Below are 19,298 nucleotides of genomic sequence, written 5' to 3' on the forward strand. Positions count from 1 at the left end.
ATGGAGGGAGTGCGCGTGAGGAGCAAGAAAATGCCCGGCTTCTTGTGCTAGTCACCCTTGATCTGGCACTTTACCCTATTAGTTTCTGGATGAATCGCTTTAATTTACCGTATTGTAAAACGTCCGTGGCTGTTGCACAACCCACTGTGATATTCCCAGCTTAAAAGACATAAAAAGGATCTCTGGATGCAGAACCAGTACCTGGGTAACGGCTTTGGGCCAATCTTTTTTCACGAACCATTTCTTTAGAGTGTAGGCCATAGCCGCCAGCAACATCCGTTTGTGGGCCGCCGATTGACCACGGGCATTAGAGCGACGCATCCCAAAGTAGTTCAATAAACTCCCAACCGCGACGGCCGCAGTTGGTAATGGCGAATCAGGGCTCGATCCGAGGAAAGATTTTCCAGATGCGCGACCAACATCAGCTTAAAAAACAGCACGGGGTCAATCGACTGGTGGCCGCACTTGCCGGAACAGGGAGCAACCAGCTCATAGAGAAACGTCAGATCAAGACTTTGCTTCAACTGGCGGTAAAAATTAGTGGTTGGTACAACCTTACCGAGCAGGGAAAGTGTACCTGATGCCGGGGAGAGTTGCCGTTTGCCGACCATAGCTAAATATAGGCAACTGACTCAAGACTAACAAGTTGCGTTGTGCAACAGCCACGGGTATTTTTTGACCTTGAATAAGTTTGTGAAGTTGTGTACATGGTCTTTGCTAAATGAGTATGGTCAAAAAATGTCATCTCTTCCCTCCTACTCAACAGTCTAACCTTCGTTTGGGTCAGGTGAAGATGGTCGCAAAACGCCCTCGTATTGTCGCGATTGGCCTTCATGAACGTACCTGGCCTGATTTAATTTTGCACAAACTGTAAGCTACATGAGAAAGTTAGTTTTGTTTGCTCATATTTCCCTGGATGGTTTTGCCGGAGACATTAACGGCGACCTCGGTTTTTTGTCCTACAATGAGGAGCTTCAACAATTCGCACAAGATCTAGTAAAAACGGTAGGCGCTCCTGTCTACGGTAAGAATACGTATCGATTAATGGCAAGTTACTGGCCCACCGTTTTGGACGATCCAAATGCTGATAAACATTCTCTTGACCATGCACGATGGGTGCAACAGATTCCAAAAGTCGTTTTTTCGACAACACTACCTAGTGCAGATTGGAATAATACGACGCTGATCAACGGCAATGTAGTGGAAAAGGTAAACAAACTTAAACAGCAACCAGGCAAAGATCTTGTGATATTTGGCAGCCCTGGCCTGGCTAAGAGTCTGATGAATCTGGGACTGATCGATGACTATAAATTAACGCTGCATCCGGTCATACTCGGGGAAGGTATCAGTCTTTTCGACAGCAATACACAAATGCGTACATTGAAATTACTGGAATCAAAAACGCTCGGGTCGGGGGTAGTGACTTTGCATTACACGGCACGATGATAAGCTAGAAAAGCTCATGAGCTCAGGCTATCTTCTGATATTATCAGTAAAAGGGTTTGGTGAGAATCGATGGGGCTGTCAATGTCAACAGCTATCTCACGAAAACGCTACTTAGCGAGACGAAGGAATTTTCATAAGTATGCTTCTCAAATGGCCGGGCAGCCGTCGCTGGCGATTAAAGAGAGAGTGAATTAGATATAATCCAGGTGGCAAAGCGTCAGGTGAAATCTTAACGATCTCAGTATATGAAGATAGGGTATATAAGCGATCAGGCTTTTTTTAATAGCCAGCTAGCACAAGGCGATTAAGTCTGTTAATGTACAAGCCAATCCCATACTCAGCGCTATCGATTATACCTTCATGGGTTCATAATCAACTGTAAACGGGTTCCTTGTCCTGTTATTGACTCTATGGCTAATGTTCCACCTAGGGACACAGCTCGCTGTCTCATGTTGGCCTGCCCATTACGCTGACTGGGGCCATCAACTACAAATCCTCGACCATTATCTTCAATTAGGACCTGAAGCTGCCCGTCTTTCTTCTCAAAACAAATGGTTGCCTGTGTCGCCTGGGAGTATTTGATCAGGTTGTTAATCGCTTCTTTGCTGATTAGATAAAGATTTCGACGTACTTCCATGGAGATTGGAGCCTCTTCCAAGCCAGCATCCATCTGAAACGAAAACGTAATGTTTTTTGACTCCATCAAGGGCTGGGCGTACTCCTGCAAGCGTAGGGCGATGCGGTGTAACGTATCGTTATCGGGATTAATCGTCCAGATGATCTCATCAATGGATTCAAGAATCTGACGGGCATCGGTATAGATCTTCTGGACCATCTTCTGAGCGGATTCGGGCTGGTTCTGGCTCAGTAAGATGTTGGTGTAGCCGCTGAGCATGGAGATACTGCTCAACGTACTGCCCACGTCATCGTGTAAATCATGAGCGATCTGTTTGCGCAGTTTTTGAGCTTCCCCTACTCGATGCAGTTTGGATTGATTCAACAGCCAGGCGCTAAGAGACCCGCCCAGCAACAGCAATAGAGCAGCACCAATGAGCAGTACATTGGTGCGAAATGGTGAGCGTTCGGCTTCCTGCTGAGTAAATTTTACTTGTTGCTGAAGCAGTTTTAGTGGGACTTCTCTCTTTTCGGTTTCGTATTGATACACCATCCGCTTGATTTCAGTCGAAGTACGGGTAGAGGTGGGGTCTATATAGGAATTGCCTCCCGCCGTTAGTGGGCCACTTATAGTAGCACCCGTGGCTACTAATTGATAGTCTGTTCCAAGCAAACTGGCATTCGCTGACTTAGCAACATAGTTATTCTGAGCCATGACCAGGCTGCTAAGCATAAAAAGTGGTAGAGCGAACAGATGTTTCATGGTTCTTTGAAATACTAGGTTTGCGGAGACATAGACAAACTAGTTCTACAAGCTTGGAATAAGTGAGTGATTGCGTGTTTTGGCTATTTTCAGCTTACTACTCACCAAATGACTTTTTTTTACTTGTTGCTCTTGTCACTGCTTTTCGAAACAGTGCTTTCTTGCGTCAATTTTACAGCCGAATCCAGATGATTTTACTGGAAGCAGTTTCGTTAGATGAATCAGTGTGGATTGTTGTGATTCAGTAGACAAACTTACCGACTGCCAACGAACGAGTATTGGAAAAATCGGCCATTTAACGACCGCTCGCTCACTTGAATCCCATACGTTACTACATAAAGACCCGGTAGGTTGGTTGTATGCCCTGGATACCATGGCGAATTACCCGCAAGCATTGGCCTGATCGTGCCCCTGGCCTTGTCAGCATGTCATTCCAGCGAGGAATCGGTCGTACATTCAGCCCGTGACGGGCCTAGACCTGGAAACACTCCTTTAGGGAGAGTGTCAATGATGCTCAATACTATTCCTTGTCAACGTAACCCAGTCAGTCAGTCAGTCTGTACTGGTCGGTAGATAAAATGGGGGCGTTTGTTGAGATACCCCTTCTGTTTTGTAGGCCCTGGCTAATTCTAACAACAGGTGTTGATATTGACGACTTCGTGGGTGAAATAGGAGCTAATGAGCAAACTTCACTAGATCGAGCAAAGTCGCCAGCACATGATCACCTATAGTAAGAGGGTAATAGTGCACCTACTTGAACTCGACAAAGAGCAAGTAGTCCTGGTCAAGGTTCGCACCGTTCAGGATGAGATCGCTTTCTAGGCAGAGCAGTATAAACGGCTCTTTACCTAATGATGTCGTGATTATTCATTAATAAACCTGCCGTTGCCGAGTGTTGGGCAAAAAAAGCAGAAGGAGTTAAGCCCGTAATCTCATAGATATCGTTGCAAAAATGCGCCTGATCATACCAGCCACCCAGGTGGACCAAATCTGACCAGGAGCAAGTTTTCTGGCTATGGACCGCTCTAAATATATTTCGAAATCGCATAACCTGTACAAAACTTTTGGGGGTAATACCTACTTGCCGACTGAATTCCCGACTGAGTTGCCGTGGACTAATTCGAATTTCCGTCGATAGTTTCTGGATGCGTCCATTACCAGGCTGGGCTAGCCAAGTGCTCGCTTCCTTTACCCAATTGTTGTGAATGATCGGTGCCCGATTCACATATACCAGTAATTGCTTTTCGATCAGGCGAATGCGTTCCTGAATCGAATCGATTTCCCTAAGCTGATCCAGCATTTCCCGCCATTGTTGACGAAGTAATGGTGGGAAAATTAATTCAACATCAAGCAATTGGTTGACAAATTCACTCATTGGTGCACCAAATAATTGGTATAGCCCGTTTGTACGGAACGTGATCAACAGGAGTTGGCAGCCAGCTTGATGCGTTATATGCAATGTTTGAGTTAATTGTCCACCAAGGGCAATAGTAGGCACTATTTGTGTCGACTTGGAAAACCCTATCTGACATTCAGAGCCTAAGTTAAATAGGATGCCGGAGCGTCCTCCAGGGGGCAGGCTCTGTATGAATGGAAAATTTATAGATGATTGTAGGAAGGTATACTCTTCCACATATGGCCGTAAAGGCAGCGAAGGAATAAAGCTTTGAGAGTTCACCTGGTTTGTGCGGATTGAAGTTCTCCACTAAGATGCTAAGTAAAGCTCTATTTGTCAAGACAATATGAGTTAATTGTATGGACCAGCAACTCCAAACAAGTAGGGAAAATGAGGGGAGTTCCTTTAGATAAACCTGGATTTAGTTAAAGTAACCTGGTCGTCTGTTTTGATCCCATAAAAGTGAGCCAGTGAAATTTATGTTTTTTACCTTACTTTTCACTGGCTCACTTTTATGGGATCAAAACAGTACGCCAGTAGTAAAGCGAAACCCCTATACTGGATTCCCCTTTAATACAGGATAACGCAGGTGAGTGACGCCTATGCCAGCGATGACTGTTGGATTGCCAAGCACAGACGGGGTGTTAGCCAGCTGGTCGAAGAGCCGTATGCCAGAACCCAGAAGAACGGCAGCAATGTCGATCTGTAGTTCATCCAGTAAACCCGCGTTTAGGCACTGTTGAATGGTATCCGCACCATGAACGCCAACGGCCTTGCCAGCAGCCGCAGCTTTCGCTTGCTTGACGGCCGATTCCAGACCATCGGTAACGAAGTGTACATTCGAGTTAGGCTGTGGCCAGCCAGCAGGAATCGAATGCGTCAGTACGAAGGCTGGACCCCACCCATGATTGCCACCCCATCCCTGGGCAACCTCGAAGGTTCGTCTACCGGTTAGTACAGCGCCAAGTTCATGAACAAGACTTTTGTAATGCTGGGCACTGGGAGGAGATAGGTGAAATGTCATGGCATCTGCTCCGCCAGCCGCAATTTCCACCTCGCCCGAGGTATACCAATCAAACACTTCGGCTACGCCATCCTGCTTGTCGGCGACATAGCCGTCCAGCGACATGGACATGACTGCAATAAGTTTGGACATAGTTTGTTAGAGTTAATTACCCTTTTTGTGAATAATTCTGGTGTTCCACCCCACCCAGACACTGCTGATAAAAGGTCATCGCCTGGACACAATTGCCATCAAATAAGAGAAAAGGGGTGCAATGGATCAGGGTCTGTTTAGGATTGTTAATACGTTGATTATTTATAAACGATTGCGTTTTTGCTCAGATATAGCGAAGCCACTTCTGCTCTTTATGACGTTCCTTATAGATTCCATACCATCTGCAAAGCGGGTACATCACCATGACGATGAAGACCCAAATCAAATAAATAGCCCATAACTCCACTCCGCTGCCCGTCTTTGGTCGGCCGAAATTAGTACCGAATACCAGATCAGACCAGTTGAATCCTTGCAGGAAGACCATCACAAAAACAAGCGGGTGGATCAAATACCAGTGCACCAGGAAATAGAACAGTGGGGTTTTTCCATATACACCCACCCGATCCGTCCAGTTGTTTTTCAGGCCTTGTACCAGCGAAAGAATCAGAAACATGATCCCCAGAAAAAGTAGACAGAACTGCAGCGATGGGGGATATTTGGTCACGTTGATAAATGAGAGAAACGTGTAAAGCAGATTCTTTTGTGGAGACCAGTTAACCGGATCACCATATAGGTTAGCTACTCTTAACGCAATAAATAAGCCTAGCGATACTAATCCTATCCTCAGAAAGATCCGTCGTTGGTTTTTTTCGGTTGACGCAAAAAAATGGCCCGCACCATAGCCGATCAGCATAATGCCGAGCCAGGGGATAGGCGGATAGGCGACAAAAAATAGTTTCCTGGTAGCATACGGGAAAGCCATGGGTGAGAAAAGTGACAGCAGTACTTTTAACAGCAAGTTGTCTGGAACAGGAAGCAAGCTGACCAACTCATGAAGCGCGACGATCATACCGCCGATAAACCCGATTGTTCGGGGAGGTAATTTTAGCAACGCGCTGAGGATCAGAAATCCAACCCCAATAGCGGCAATCACCTCAACGATCAGGACATCGAAATGTGGGTCGAACCACATACCGAAATTGACCAGACTGAACTCTAACCCTACCAACCAGATGCCCCTTGACAGCAGGAAACGCCTGGTAGCGGGCAGATCATTTTTAGCGCTCATGGACAGAAAAGCGGATGTACCAGCAAGAAATACAAAAGTTGGTGCACATAAATATGTGACCCATCGGGTAAAAAATAACACCGGTGTGGTGGTGGTCAGGTTCGTGGGAGATTGTGATAACGAGGTTATATGCAACAGATCCCGAACGTGGTCCAAGGCCATAATGATCATGACCAGACCGCGCATAACATCAATACCGTTGTTTCTTTTCATGCTTCCTGGTATTTCTCTAATCGTTCCGCTTTGGAGAATCATCGCCAACATTCGATATCTTCTACCCATTTCTGCTGCTTCATGGTGAGACCGATCAGTAATGCCACCCCGCTGTACGCCAGCGCATCAAACGCACTGGCCAACAGATTTCCTCGATCTGTGGCAGGGTTCGACAGTGCGCTGGGGACATGGACCAGCCAAAACCACAAAAAGATCATCAGCGAGAGTAACAGCGCGATGATCCGGATCCGGATTCCCAGTATAATGGTTATGCCGGAAGCGGTTAAGGCTATTCCCGTCAGATTTACCCAAAAAAGGTGATTTGCGATCCATTTGGGCACTGTATTGACCAGAAACTCTGCATAAATAATGTGGGAGATCCCATAACTGGTCATGGTATAGAGGAAAAACAAATTGCCATAGGGCATGATTTTTTCTAAAACCGCCAGCTTACCGGTTAATGGCGTCTCAAACGAGTAGGCCACCACAAAGGCCCCTCCAGCCAGGGCCAGCTCCTTCAGGGGAGTCGTCCACAAGCCTAAGTGATACAATTTATTGGGTTCTGAGATGAGTTCGTAGGTCATATGGGTTCCCAGGAACAGCGACAGCCAGATCGCACCCAGCAGTAGAGCTGCTTTTTTCCCCGCACCGGATACAACTAGTAAAGCGCCGGTGATGATCAGATAGAGTCCGAAGATGGAAGCGAACACATTCAGGAAAGGGAGGTGCTGCTGATAGACCGAAAAAAATACATCTCGGAAGGTCCCAAAATAAACCTGTTGACAACCATACACAAAAAGAGCGACCGCATAGAAAGCCCGGCCAATCCGTACCAGCAGTTTCATGGTGTTCGGGGTGCTAATGGATGGAAGCTCAAAAGTAGAGACAAGTAGTTAAGCCCAGACTAATTGTCTGTACACAACCCAATTTATCGGTATTCACCGTTTACCGAAAAAAATGGTTGTTGATCGAAAATCGGTTACCAGAGTAACTCACCGACAGTCAAAACGCTTACCTTAGCCTGGAATGGCCGGATCATGAAACTAACGAGAGAAGTTGCGTTTAATGCCGTTTTCTGGATGCTGTATTTCTTCTATCAGTGGCTAGGTCTGGCATCTCTGTATGGGGATTATCACAGCTACTTTATCAATGCGTGCATGGCCTTGCCGGTCGCTTTCCTCTTTTCCTGGCTGGCCGTTCATTACTTGATCAAGAAGCGACTGGCGGAAACCAGCAAGGTAACAGTCTGGGTGTATCTGATTCTCTGCTCGCTTTTTTTGCTTCTAGTCAGGCGGTACATCAATTATTATCATCTTTATCCAAGGTACTTTCCGCAAGCCCAGCATATGCCTTTTCTTTCGGCTGGAAAAATGCTGGTCGAGCTTGTTAACCTATACACGATAACCGGCTTATATGCTTTGTATTATTTTATACGATCCTGGTATGAGGAACGCTTTCGGGTACACCAGTTGGTGCAGCAGAAAACAACGGCAGAACTGGACCTTCTGAAAGCACAGGTCCAGCCACATTTTATGTTCAATACGTTAAATAATATGTATGCTACGGCCTTGAAAAGCAGTCCGGAAACGGCATCGCTGATTGCTCATCTGTCGGGTTTTCTGGAGTATAATTTATATGCATCAACTCAAGCGATGGTGCCCTTAGCAACTGAGATTTCTTATATCGAACATTATATCGAACTTCAAAAAAACAGATTTGGCCCCAAACTGGATGTCTCGATTAATAGGTATACCTCCATCCATGATCTCCAGATCGCTCCTTTGCTCTTATTGCCTTTGGTGGAGAACAGCTTTAAACATGGCGTGGCTAGCTCGCCAGGATTTAGCTGGATTCGTATTGATATCTCCAGGCTGGAGGGCAAATTTTCGGTTAAGATTGCCAACAGTAAGGACGAACAAGGTCCAATCCCTGTATCCGCTACTGGAGGGATTGGCCTGTCAAACGTAAAAAAAAGATTGTTATTACTCTATCCGGATGCTCATGATCTAACGATTATTGACGAGCTTCATTCGTACCTGATTAGTTTGACGATTAAAACTTAGAAAAATGACGAACTGCTTAATCGTTGATGATGAAGCACCAGCCAGGGCACTACTCATTCAGCATCTGTCAACCCTGAATGGGTTTACCGTCTTAGCCTCTTTAGACAATGCAGTCGATGCGTTCACGTTTCTGCAGACCAACCCGGTTGACCTGGCCTTCCTGGATATTCAGATGCCCAAACTATCAGGTCTTGAGTTGATACGATCGTTAAAGACCAGCCCCAAGATCATTTTAACGACTGCCTACAGGGAGTACGCAGCCACTGCCTTTGACCTGGATGCTTTAGATTATTTAGTTAAACCGATTACCCAGGAGCGATTCATGAGAGCCGTTTCAAAGTACATGCAGTATCAAAACATTCCTGAGGTACATGCCCAAATTCCCAGCCGCTTTGAGGAGATGTATATGTTTTTTAAGGTTGGACGGGATCAAACAAAAATTTTCCTTAAGGACATCATTTTTATTGAGGGGTTGGCTGACTACATAAAGGTGCACACGAACGGAAAGTCGTACGTAGCGTCAGAAAAATTAGGGTATATGGAGCAGAAACTCCCTGGCGATAAGTTCATTCGGGTGCACAAATCGTTTATTATTGCGTGGGATAAACTAATCAGTTACAACGCTGAGCAGGTTCATCTAGTTAACCAAACACTTCCGCTGGGCCGATTATATAAAGGTGCCTTTTTCCGAAAGATCCAGACCGGACACCTAAGCTTGCCAGCCTTTAAGCCCAACTCCAAGTAGCAATTGTTTGCTAATACATCCACCCAAGTGCCAGGCCGCCCTTTAGGGTTTAATGTTGGTAAGAAACCAAAGATATGTGAGACGAGAAAGCATATATTACTTCTTAACTGGCAACTATGGCGTACCAAGTAATTCGAACGGTACCGCAACAGCGGTGGTGCGGCAACCCAACCTTGCCACCACGGGTGTTTAACGAGCGGGTCGTAAGGAGTGATGGCAAAGTCAAATGAACTTATAAACGAACAGACGAGCCAATAAGGCGACTAGAGTTACCTTTGTGGCTCAAAACGATGTCAAAAAAAAACAACGATATCCCGGTTATCAAGTTGCCTGATGGAATTGGCGAAGGAATAATCATTGCTAAAGCATCGTTTGATGATTCATCCGATTTTAAGGAAGTAGCCCGAGCGCACCGCGACGGTGGCCATTCCTTTTTCCTTCAGGAAAAAGGAGTTACACATATCGAAATTGACTTTCAACTCTATCAAGTAGAAGCTCCAGCGGTTTTCTACATGCATCCCAATCAAGTACATCGGGTGGTCGAGTTTAACAAGGCTACGATTAGCAGTTGGATTATCTCCAACGAAAATCTCCTACCGGAATACCTGCACATATTAGAAGAGCTCTCACCCGTCAATCCCTTGCCGCTGCAAACAGAAGCGCTAGCCATTCTTTCCCAAACCGCTTCGCTTTGTATCCAACTTTCTGAACGAAAGCACGAGAAACTTTACTACCAGCTATTGAAAGAAAGCTGCAATTTGTTAGTCGCCTTAGTGGCCTCGCAGTATCTGGCCCAAGCAAAACCAGCCTACAACTACACCCGATTTGACCTGATTACCAAAGCGTTCAAATCCGAGCTGGAACGGCAGTTTACAACAACCAAAAGTCCGGCCAGCTACGCTGAACGCCTTAATATATCGACTCCGTATTTGAATGAATGTGTCAAAACGACTACGGGTCATTCGGTTTCGTATCACATCCAGCAGCGTATCGTATTAGAGGCAAAGCGGCTGCTTCATCATTCTGACAAATCGGTAAAAGAGATAGCCGCTGATCTGGGCTATGAGGATTATTCTTATTTTGTCAGGCTCTTTAGCAAAAGTGCGGGCGTGACACCCCTTACATTTCGGAGTAAAAACCTCGATTAGTCCTATACTTACCCTGTATCGATCTGGTGTACCGGTACGAAAGTCTGTTCCTTTGTATCCACTAAACGGATATACAAATGGACACGCAGAAAGGATTAAATTTACTAGAAAACAAACGGATAGCCATTGTTGGTGGTGGCCCCGGTGGATTAACACTCGCCCTACTTTTACAACGTAAAGGGGCTGATGTAACCGTATATGAACGGGATTATAGCCAAGAAACACGCATACAAGGTGCTATCGTTGATCTGCACGTTGACTCAGGCTTGAAAGTAATTAAAGCGGCCGGTTTGCTGGATGCTTTTAAAGCCAATTATATGTCAGGGGCTGATAAGTACCGTACGCTTGATCAGCAGGCCAACATTTGTGTGGATGAACCGAGTCAAGGTACCGCTGCCGATTTTGATAATATACACTTCAGGCCAGAGATTGACCGGGGGACACTTCGGAATGTGCTATTAAACGTTCTTTTACCGGGTACTGTGATTTGGGATCGTCAATTGACGAGCCTGGAGGAGATGGCTACTGAGTGGCACCTCACATTTAAAAATGGCACAACCGCAGTGGCCGATCTTGTCATTGGGGCCGATGGCTATCGGTCAAAGATCCGTCCTTATGTAACCGACAGTAAAGCCCTGTATTCGGGTGTCACGATCATCCAGGGTGAAATCGATCATCCTGAAAAGGATTGCCCTGAGATGGATGAGTTAATTGACAGAGGCAATCTGATGGCAATTGGCGTCGGGAAATCGATTGCGGCACAACCCAGAGGTGACGGGGGACTTACGTTTTATGCGTCATCACTATACGCCGAAGACTGGATTAAAACCAGTGGCATTGATTTTACGAGCCCAGACGACGTGTATGGGTATTTAGTTAATTTTTACGAAGGCTGGAATCCGGTATTTTATACTCTGTTTAAAGCTTGTAACTACTTCGTGCCTCGGCCTTTAACCTATTTTCCGTTAGATCAACCCTGGGCTACTCAATCAATTATCACACTGATAGGCGATGCGGCTCATTTAATGCCCCCATCCGGTGAGGGCGTCAATACGGCCATGCTGGATGCGTTGGATTTAAGTGAGTGCCTGACCAGTAGGAAATTCACGGATTTACAAACGGCTATTGCTGCTTATGAAGGCCAAATGCGGGCTAGGGCTGTTATTCTGTTGGCAGAAGCCCTGGAAGGGATCAATGAATTTGCTTCTCCCTCTGCGGCTTCCGTTAAAGAACTCGTACAGCAGTACAATCAAAAAGGATCTTAAAGGATTAACGAATGGAGTAGTCATGATCTCAGCTGAAATTAGTTATGCCTCAGCATGACGATGTAATTTTGGTTACATCGTCTTCGTCTTATAAAAACGCTCAATTATGAGATGGATAAGGTTATATGTGTCCGCTTCTTGTGGTGAACGTTTCGAGAGACGCTAAATCAGAGGAGTACCGTAACTCCCACTTTCTACATAAGTACTCGTTCGTTTACCAATTAAAAAGATTCCCGTGTTTAGTAGTCTCTACCTTTACAGCCAGTGGGTCTACCCCATCGATGACAGGGCTGAATTTAGCTGATTCAGTCTAGCAGCGATCTTGTTTAATCATGGAGCTCATTATGAAACAACTGATTTCCTTCCTCCTGTTTGTTTTAGCCTCGCCCAGGATGCAGGCTCAGACCAGCTCAAAAAAAGCCTTCATCATTAAAGACGTGAATGTCATTGCTATGACCTCACCTAATAACGGGGTCTATCAGGCAACAGTTGTCATCAAAAATGGGCACATTGAATCGATCAACGGGGCCGTTCCCAACGATGCGACCGTCATTGACGGAAAAAACAAATGGCTTATTCCCGGACTAATCGATATGCACGTTCATCCGCCCACTGATTTTTCCCTCAAGCCTGGAATGCCCACTGGGCCAGCTAGCATTACCTTCAGTACGCAGGATATCATGACACCCTATCTGGCCAATGGGGTAACCACCTTACTTAACCTGAATGCTAGCATGGAATCGTTTTGCCAACGAAGGGAAATTCAGAAGGGCTATGCCTTAGGCCCACGGATGGCATTAGCAGCGCTCCTGAATGGAGGTACCGGGACTGGACGTTTAACCAATACGTCAGAGCAGGGCCGTCAGGCCGTTCGTGATGCCAAACAGGAAGGCTATGAATTTATTAAACTCTATTCCCAACTCAGTGCCGAAACGTATATAGCCATTATCGATGAAGCCACTAAACTGGGATTAAAGACGATTGGGCATATCCCGGATGCCTTTCAGGGGAAATTAGAACAAGCTTTTGTACCCCATTTCGGCATGGTTGCCCATGCTGAGGAATTTTCCAAACACGCCAAAGACTTTACGGATCAGGAAGCCAGGCGATTTGCTCAGCTGGCCAAAGAAAACGGAACCTGGTTATGCCCGACGTTAACGGCAATCGTTCAGATTGCCGATCAAGCCCGTTCTCTTGATGGACTAAAATCGTTACCTACTCTGCGCTATGTGCATCCCCTGTTACGGAGCAAATGGTTGACAGCCAACAATTACAATAAGAATACGAGTCTAGAACGAGTCGCCTATTTCGAAAAACTGATCAACTTTCAATTTCACCTGGTGCGTGCGTTTAAGGAAGCCGGTGTGCCGATAGTGGCCGGTACAGACGCTGGCGTTTCGGGTGTAGTGGGCGGATTTTCGCTGCATGATGAGTTGGAATTGCTGGAAAAGGCCGGATTGGCACCCGAAGAAGTTTTAGCTTCCGCTACCCGTTTACCGGCTAGTTGGCTGGGGATAGATAACGAAGTGGGCACAATCGAAGTGGGGAAATTGGCTGACCTGGTTTTACTGGATGCCAATCCGCTCGACGCCATAACGAATACACGAAAAATTTCGGGTGTATTTGTCAATGGACAGTGGTTGACTGGGGCTAAACTAAAGGCGATGCTAGCTGAGCTGGCGAAACGTAATCTTGACTCGAAAGGCCAATACGATTGGAAGCGGCTAATGGGTAAATAAAGCATTGCCCATTTAAGTAGCTTCGTCGCATCATTCCAAACAATTAGCTGAATAATCGCACCAGACCCTACTACCTGAGACGAGGGCGAGGGCGAGTTCATGCATATATTTCTTAAATAGAGCGTTTGGCAAGACACTTATCGACTGTCCATTTCTGAACGGGAAGTGTCCAAAAATGGACAAATAATCATCCGTCGCGTACTATAAATAGCTTTATCAAGTCAGATAAGCCCTATTTGGCAGTTTGGTCAAGTATTTGTACGACAAAGTCTATATTAATAAAATCCGCAACCAGATCCTTATGAGACGAGTATTTTTAGGTGAGTTGGAAGAAGTCGTCTTGCTCACAGTAGCTGCCCTACAGGAGTCAGCTTACTGTGCTTCGGTTACCCAAACCATTGACCAGCAAATGGGCCGTAGCATCAGCTTTCCCTCCGTACACACCACCTTACAACGCTTGGAAGAAAAAGGCTTTGTCGTTTCTCAGATGGGCGGAGCCACCGCCGAGCGGGGCGGACGCCCAAAACGGCTGTTTACCGTCACCCTGGCTGGACAACGGGCATTGATCGAGTGTCGGCACCTACGGGCTCAATTATGGGAGCAGATTTCATCTCCAATTTTACAGCTATGGGGGGTTTAACTAACGGCGCGGGGCCGCCACGCTGGGCCACCTGGTTGCTGAGCCGTTTCAGCCCGCCCGGATTAGACGACGAACTACAAGGCGATTTGCTGGAGATGTACGACTACTGGGTGAAGACTCAAGGTATATCAAGGGCCCGTTGGCTGTACGGGTTGGGAGTTATACGGCTAATTCGTCCCTTTACCTTAGCCAAAACTGGCAAAATAGACTACCATTCGCAACACGATTCAAAGACTACCTTATCTTTTCAACCCACAATGATCCGAAACTATCTTCTCATTGCCTGGCGTAATCTACGCAAGAACCAGGCTTACGCGTTCATTAACGTAACGGGGCTAGCCCTGGGGATGGGCTGTGCACTACTCATTTTTGCCTTGGTTCGTTATCACTACCAAACGGACCATCACCATCAACATTTTAACCGAATCTATCAATTTACCTCCCGCTTTTCGTCGCCTACCGGTGATTTCAATATTCAGGGTATTCCCTACCCATTGGGGCAGGCGATTCGTACCGATTATCCTGGTATTGCCCAGGTGGCGATGCTGGATGAGTGGTACGCACCCCTGGTAGCGGTACCTGTCCCGAATGAAGCCGATAAGAAAATCAAGGATAAAAACGATAAGGGCGCATTTGTTGAGCCGGCGTATTTCCGCATCTTCGATTATAGCTGGCTGGCCGGGGGGCCTGATGACCTCAGCCAACCAGGTACGGTCGTGATGAGCGCTGAGATGGCTCGCAAATGCTTTGGTACAACAACTGGAGTTGTGGGCCGGATCGTCCGGCTGGATGCTCACATTCCCGCCCGCATTGTAGGGGTGTTCGCCGACTACCGGGATGATACCGATCTGGCTTACTCGATCATGGTCTCCTGGGGATCGCTTAAAGAGCAGCTCGGCACACGTCCGGAAGACCAACCCTTTGACAACACCAATGGGAGCACCCACTGTTTTGCCCTATTCAATGACCACTTCTCCGTTCGGGACTGGAATCGGCAGCTTCTGTCTTTTGTCAAAAAGTACAATCCCAAACAAATCAAAGAAACATCCTACCCAGTCATACCCTTCAGCACCATGCACTTATCGGCCGAGTATGGTGGGGTAAGCCGTGGGTTGTTATTGTCGCTGGTGTTGATCGGCCTATTACTGATTGGTACGGCTAGTATCAATTTTGTGAACCTGGCTACGGCACAGGCGCTCAATCGGGCTAGGGAAGTAGGCGTTCGGAAGGTATTGGGCAGTACTAAAACCCAGCTGTTCTGGCAATTCATGGGCGAAACGACACTCATTGTCCTCCTGGCCCTGATCCTGGCGACTGGCGTATTTCAGTATGGGCAAACGTTGGTTCAAACCTATCTGCATGGCCCGTTCCGGTTTACTTTTTACTTTTCACCTTCGGTTATCGGGTGGGTAATCCTGCTGGTGTTAACCGTTATCTTGCTAGCCGGCCTATATCCAGCCCTTGTGGTAGCGGGGTTCCGACCCGTCGTTGCCTTAGCCGGACGGCTGACTACCCAGCAGGTAGGCGGGTTTTCCCTCAGGCGTGGACTCGTGACAACCCAATTCGCTATTTCGCAGCTACTGCTCATCGGATTGATCGTGGTGGCTAATCAACTCAGCTACGTTCAGAACAAAGATCTGGGCTTTCGAAAGACGGCTATCCTGACGGTAGGTCTGCCCAATACGCCGATGCAGGACATCCGTAAAATGAGCACGTTCCGTAATCTGGCTACCGCCTTGCCTGATGTCGGCCAGTTGAGCTACTCCATGGGAGGACCTCCCCAGTCAGGCTCCACCAGTCAAACCAGGGTCCGTTTCAACACTCGTCCCCAGATAGAGCCGTATGCGCCCCAACAGACCTGGATTGATACTACTTATGTGGGCATGTATGGACTGAAATTGGTAGCAGGACGCAACCTGCAAGCTTCCGACACAGCCCGTGAAGCACTCATCAATGAGACGTTCCTGCATCGGCTGGGTTTCAACCGACCGACGGAGGTGTTGGGAAAGTATTTGCACAAACAAGGGTTTGCTCCCCTGGAAATTGTCGGGGTGTTAACCGATTACAACCAGTTGGACCTCAAACAGGGGATCAAACCGCTGTTTATGACTACGTTAGCCACTGGCTTCTACTCGGCCAATATTCAACTAAGTTCGACCAACTACACGCAGGCACTGAGTCAGCTAGAACGGGTCTACAACCAGGTCTATCCCGATAGTTTTTTCGAACCGGAGTTTGTAGAACAGCAGCTTCAGACGGCTTATCAACAAGAGCAGACCATGGGTAGGCTGATCAATTGTTTTGCCGGGATTGCCTTATTCATCGGTGGTATGGGCTTATACGGATTAGTTTTGTTTATGGTGGTGCAACGAAAGAAGGAGATCGGGGTGCGCAAAGTTCTGGGGGCCAGTGTGGGCAGTATTCTGTGGTTGTTTAGCCGGGAGTTTGTGCGACTGATCGGTATTGCTTTTCTGCTGGCTGCTCCGGTAGGGTGGTGGGTGATGACGGACTGGTTGAACAACTTTGCGTATAAGATTAGCTTGAGTCCACTCATGTTTCTGCTGTCTTTGCTGGCAACAGCAGTCGTTGTGCTGTTGACGGTAAGTTTTCAGAGCCTGAAAGCGGCTCAGATGAACCCAGTGAAATCCTTACGGAGCGAATAGAATTTGATGGATTCATAAGGGTAGATTGAAGGTGTAAAGCGCTATATGACTTCAACCGTTCGAGGCTAGGGTTGGCCAATGGGTATTATTATTCAGGGACGATAGCCAATCGAAACAGTCAAAGTGATGGCTTATCCAGAAAGAGCCAGGCCTTTAATCCGAATCAAGTTAAAGTTTATGAAATTGCTCCATAAAGAGACTTAAACCAGTGGCTAAAAAAATAAAATCCATACCTGTCAATACTATGACTGACAATCTGGATGCAGGCATTGCCATTGAAAAAATAGCCTTCCAGCATTTACCTCCGCAGGATAACGTAAACACGGTTGAAGGAGATCGACAATCGCATCGGCACAACAGTCATACATTTCATCTGCTCGAAACAGGAACCGTTCACATTGACATTGATTTTCAACAGTACACGATAAATTCCTCGTCGGTCATCTACATTCATCCGGATCAGGTACACCGGACAACCTCATTTGACAAAGTAACCGTCGTCAGTTTGGCGATTACCGATGAAAACCTGAACCCTGAGTATCTGAAATTATTGGAAGACCTTGTTCCCACAAAACCGGTCGAATTAGCACCAGAAACATTCGCCCTCATAACCGAAACCACATCACTTTGCCTGAAATTGTCTGAACGGAGAAGCAACAGACTTTACCACTCATTACTGAAAGATGCTTGCAACACCCTGGTTGCCTTGATTCTATCAACCTATTTAGACCAAACGAAATCGCCCGAAAAATTTTCACGGTTTGAGCTGGTAACCAAAGCATTCAGGGGCCTGTTGGAACATAATTATACAACGATCAAACGCCCGGCAGAATATGCCCGGAAACTTAACTTATCGACCGCTTATCTGAATGAGTGCGTAAAAGGCACGACCGGCCATTCCGTTTCATTTCACATTCAGCAACGCATTATACTGGAGGCCAGCCGGTTGCTCTATCATTCTGATCAATCGGTAAAAGAAATTGCCGCTGAATTAGGGTATGACGATTACCCGTATTTTTCGCGACTCTTTACTAAAGCCACGGGCATGACGGCTTTAGCTTTTCGAGCCAAAAACCGCGATTAGTCCAATACTTACCGTTTCTGGCTATTTCCTGCCCCAATTAGGCCAAGTTCCTTTGTGCCAGCAAAAAATCGCAAACACAATGGAGTTAATAAAAGGGAAAAAAGTGCTCATTTCGGGGGCAAGTATAGCTGGGCTTTGCACCGCCTGGTGGATGAATAATATCGGTTATACTGTAACGGTTGTTGAACTAGCCAGTGAACCCCGTGTCAATGGGGCAGCCGTCGAATTAAAGGGTGATACGATAGACGTAGTGAAACGCATGGGCCTGTTTGACCAATTGACAAAACACCGCTTACACGTTGATCGGTTAGAGTTTAAAAATGCTGCCGATGGTACGGAAGGCTCGATACAGATGGAGGAAGGAGCCTCTGACGAAATAGAGATCGAACGGGATGCCTTTATTGGTATTCTGTACAGGAAGTTGAAAAACGACGTTACCTTTCGGTTTAACGACAGCATTGCAGCACTTTTCGAGAACGAAAAGGGTGTGACCGTGAATTTTAAAAATAGCCCACAACTCTCTTTTCATTTAGTGCTGGGTTGCGATGGGGTCCACTCGGGTGTGAGAAAGCTTTGGTTTGGTGACGAAGATAAATACGCTCATTTTTTGAATGCCTATGGCTCACTTACCATTTTGCCCAAACTACTGATCAAACAAAGCACAATGCAGATGTACAAAGTGCCGGGCAAGTCGGTTACGCTAAATGCATATAACAATAAGACGGATATTATTTTCAGTTTTGTCTCAGACATCGAAATTCCTTATGATTACCGCAACAAAGAGCAGCAAAGACAGCTGATTCTGGATCAGTTTACCGGGCAAAGCTGGCGAACTACTGAGTTGTTGGAGGAAATGCAGCAGTCGGATAATTTTTACTTCGTTGAATTCTATCAAATCAAAATGCCGTCCTGGACAAAAGGCCGAGTGGCCTTAGTGGGCGATGCCGCCTATTGTGCGTCTCCGGCTGCGGGTATGGGAGGCTCACTGGCGATGAGCGGAGCGGCAGCCTTAGCCGATGCGTTGCAAAAACACCATGGAAACGTTGAATTAGCCTTTCAGGATTATAACAAAAACTATCGTCCGTTTATCGAAAGTGTGCAGGCAGAAGCCGAGCAAAATTTGAGAACAGTTTTTCTTCCCAGAACCGAAGAAGCTATTCGGAAAAGTAACGGGCAAACAGCCCCTTTTTAGACGTTCTTCATTGGGATAAATAGTCTCTATTAACCGAGAAT

17 protein-coding genes and 1 pseudogene are annotated in these 19,298 nt (G+C 46.6%); 11 read left to right on the forward strand and 7 right to left on the reverse strand.

All coding sequences use genetic code 11. From position 1 onward, the window contains the following. Positions 1–99: 99 nt before the first annotated feature. Positions 100–321: a hypothetical protein gene (locus GJR95_RS23700; protein WP_162388216.1), complete on the reverse strand. Its 222-nt coding sequence runs from the start codon at positions 319–321 to the stop codon at positions 100–102. Between the two features lie 11 nt (positions 322–332). Further along, positions 333–611: a transposase gene (locus GJR95_RS23705; RefSeq protein ID WP_162388217.1), complete on the reverse strand. Its 279-nt coding sequence runs from the start codon at positions 609–611 to the stop codon at positions 333–335. Positions 612–879: 268 nt separating this feature from the next. Here GJR95_RS23705 and GJR95_RS23710 point away from each other — a divergent pair, with 268 nt between their 5' ends. Then, positions 880–1,446: a dihydrofolate reductase family protein gene (locus GJR95_RS23710; protein ID WP_162388218.1), complete on the forward strand. Its 567-nt coding sequence runs from the start codon at positions 880–882 to the stop codon at positions 1,444–1,446. A 358-nt stretch (positions 1,447–1,804) separates the two neighbouring features. Here GJR95_RS23710 and GJR95_RS23715 read toward each other — a convergent pair whose 3' ends face one another. The 5 genes from GJR95_RS23715 to GJR95_RS23735 all read right to left on the reverse strand — a co-directional run bounded on the left by GJR95_RS23715 (position 1,805) and on the right by GJR95_RS23735 (position 7,563). Next, complete coding sequence (locus GJR95_RS23715; RefSeq protein ID WP_162388219.1) at positions 1,805–2,824, reverse strand: sensor histidine kinase; 1,020 nt, start codon at positions 2,822–2,824, stop codon at positions 1,805–1,807. 844 nt (positions 2,825–3,668) lie between these two features. Continuing rightward, positions 3,669–4,502, reverse strand: a complete 834-nt coding sequence (locus GJR95_RS42700; RefSeq protein WP_317167014.1) for a helix-turn-helix domain-containing protein — start codon at positions 4,500–4,502, stop codon at positions 3,669–3,671. 271 nt (positions 4,503–4,773) lie between these two features. Continuing rightward, positions 4,774–5,376, reverse strand: coding sequence for a dihydrofolate reductase family protein (locus GJR95_RS23725; RefSeq protein WP_162388221.1), 603 nt, complete (start codon positions 5,374–5,376; stop codon positions 4,774–4,776). A gap of 184 nt (positions 5,377–5,560) precedes the next feature. Next, positions 5,561–6,718 (reverse strand): DUF1624 domain-containing protein, encoded by a 1,158-nt coding sequence (locus GJR95_RS23730; RefSeq protein WP_162388222.1) that lies wholly within the window; start codon positions 6,716–6,718, stop codon positions 5,561–5,563. Between the two features lie 38 nt (positions 6,719–6,756). After that, entirely contained in the window at positions 6,757–7,563 is an 807-nt protein-coding gene (locus tag GJR95_RS23735; protein WP_162388223.1) for a hypothetical protein, read from the reverse strand. 192 nt (positions 7,564–7,755) lie between these two features. Between GJR95_RS23735 and GJR95_RS23740 the strand changes: the two genes are divergently transcribed. From GJR95_RS23740 to GJR95_RS23780, 10 genes and pseudogenes are all read left to right on the forward strand, one after another. Then, positions 7,756–8,781, forward strand: a complete 1,026-nt coding sequence (locus GJR95_RS23740; protein WP_162388224.1) for a sensor histidine kinase — start codon at positions 7,756–7,758, stop codon at positions 8,779–8,781. 4 nt (positions 8,782–8,785) lie between these two features. Next, positions 8,786–9,526, forward strand: coding sequence for a LytR/AlgR family response regulator transcription factor (locus GJR95_RS23745; protein ID WP_162388225.1), 741 nt, complete (start codon positions 8,786–8,788; stop codon positions 9,524–9,526). 290 nt (positions 9,527–9,816) lie between these two features. After that, on the forward strand, positions 9,817–10,674 hold the full coding sequence (locus GJR95_RS23750) for an AraC family transcriptional regulator (RefSeq protein WP_162388226.1): 858 nt from the start codon (positions 9,817–9,819) through the stop codon (positions 10,672–10,674). Positions 10,675–10,751: 77 nt separating this feature from the next. Further along, on the forward strand, positions 10,752–11,939 hold the full coding sequence (locus tag GJR95_RS23755; RefSeq protein WP_162388227.1) for an FAD-dependent oxidoreductase: 1,188 nt from the start codon (positions 10,752–10,754) through the stop codon (positions 11,937–11,939). Between the two features lie 344 nt (positions 11,940–12,283). Further along, positions 12,284–13,678: an amidohydrolase family protein gene (locus tag GJR95_RS23760; RefSeq protein WP_162388228.1), complete on the forward strand. Its 1,395-nt coding sequence runs from the start codon at positions 12,284–12,286 to the stop codon at positions 13,676–13,678. A 301-nt stretch (positions 13,679–13,979) separates the two neighbouring features. Beyond that, complete coding sequence (locus GJR95_RS23765; protein WP_162388229.1) at positions 13,980–14,318, forward strand: PadR family transcriptional regulator; 339 nt, start codon at positions 13,980–13,982, stop codon at positions 14,316–14,318. Continuing rightward, a pseudogene (locus tag GJR95_RS42870) lies at positions 14,306–14,500 on the forward strand (permease prefix domain 2-containing transporter); the annotation flags it as partial. The gene GJR95_RS23765 and the pseudogene GJR95_RS42870, both read left to right, overlap by 13 nt. Before the next feature lie 75 nt (positions 14,501–14,575). Further along, on the forward strand, positions 14,576–16,981 hold the full coding sequence (locus GJR95_RS23770; protein ID WP_162388230.1) for an ABC transporter permease: 2,406 nt from the start codon (positions 14,576–14,578) through the stop codon (positions 16,979–16,981). A 244-nt stretch (positions 16,982–17,225) separates the two neighbouring features. Further along, on the forward strand, positions 17,226–18,065 hold the full coding sequence (locus tag GJR95_RS23775; protein ID WP_162388231.1) for a helix-turn-helix domain-containing protein: 840 nt from the start codon (positions 17,226–17,228) through the stop codon (positions 18,063–18,065). A 79-nt stretch (positions 18,066–18,144) separates the two neighbouring features. Continuing rightward, positions 18,145–19,257 carry an FAD-dependent monooxygenase gene (locus GJR95_RS23780; RefSeq protein ID WP_162388232.1) on the forward strand — a complete coding sequence of 371 codons (1,113 nt, stop codon included), beginning with the start codon at positions 18,145–18,147 and terminating at the stop codon, positions 19,255–19,257. The last annotated feature ends 41 nt before the right edge of the window (positions 19,258–19,298 follow it).

It is taken from the genome of Spirosoma endbachense, from assembly GCF_010233585.1.
GTDB lineage: Bacteria > Bacteroidota > Bacteroidia > Cytophagales > Spirosomataceae > Spirosoma > Spirosoma endbachense.

Coding starts and splice junctions, on each gene's coding strand:
- GJR95_RS23760 (WP_162388228.1), top strand. CDS start 12,284: ATGAAACAACTGATTTCCTTCCTCCTGTTTGTTTTAGCCTCGCCCAGG.
- GJR95_RS23740 (WP_162388224.1), top strand. CDS start 7,756: ATGAAACTAACGAGAGAAGTTGCGTTTAATGCCGTTTTCTGGATGCTG.
- GJR95_RS23750 (WP_162388226.1), top strand. CDS start 9,817: ATGTCAAAAAAAAACAACGATATCCCGGTTATCAAGTTGCCTGATGGA.
- GJR95_RS23775 (WP_162388231.1), top strand. CDS start 17,226: ATGACTGACAATCTGGATGCAGGCATTGCCATTGAAAAAATAGCCTTC.
- GJR95_RS23715 (WP_162388219.1), bottom strand. CDS start 2,824: ATGAAACATCTGTTCGCTCTACCACTTTTTATGCTTAGCAGCCTGGTC.
- GJR95_RS23710 (WP_162388218.1), top strand. CDS start 880: ATGAGAAAGTTAGTTTTGTTTGCTCATATTTCCCTGGATGGTTTTGCC.
- GJR95_RS23755 (WP_162388227.1), top strand. CDS start 10,752: ATGGACACGCAGAAAGGATTAAATTTACTAGAAAACAAACGGATAGCC.
- GJR95_RS23765 (WP_162388229.1), top strand. CDS start 13,980: ATGAGACGAGTATTTTTAGGTGAGTTGGAAGAAGTCGTCTTGCTCACA.
- GJR95_RS23745 (WP_162388225.1), top strand. CDS start 8,786: ATGACGAACTGCTTAATCGTTGATGATGAAGCACCAGCCAGGGCACTA.
- GJR95_RS23700 (WP_162388216.1), bottom strand. CDS start 321: ATGCGTCGCTCTAATGCCCGTGGTCAATCGGCGGCCCACAAACGGATG.
- GJR95_RS23730 (WP_162388222.1), bottom strand. CDS start 6,718: ATGAAAAGAAACAACGGTATTGATGTTATGCGCGGTCTGGTCATGATC.
- GJR95_RS23705 (WP_162388217.1), bottom strand. CDS start 611: ATGGTCGGCAAACGGCAACTCTCCCCGGCATCAGGTACACTTTCCCTG.
- GJR95_RS23780 (WP_162388232.1), top strand. CDS start 18,145: ATGGAGTTAATAAAAGGGAAAAAAGTGCTCATTTCGGGGGCAAGTATA.
- GJR95_RS23770 (WP_162388230.1), top strand. CDS start 14,576: ATGATCCGAAACTATCTTCTCATTGCCTGGCGTAATCTACGCAAGAAC.
- GJR95_RS23725 (WP_162388221.1), bottom strand. CDS start 5,376: ATGTCCAAACTTATTGCAGTCATGTCCATGTCGCTGGACGGCTATGTC.
- GJR95_RS23735 (WP_162388223.1), bottom strand. CDS start 7,563: ATGAAACTGCTGGTACGGATTGGCCGGGCTTTCTATGCGGTCGCTCTT.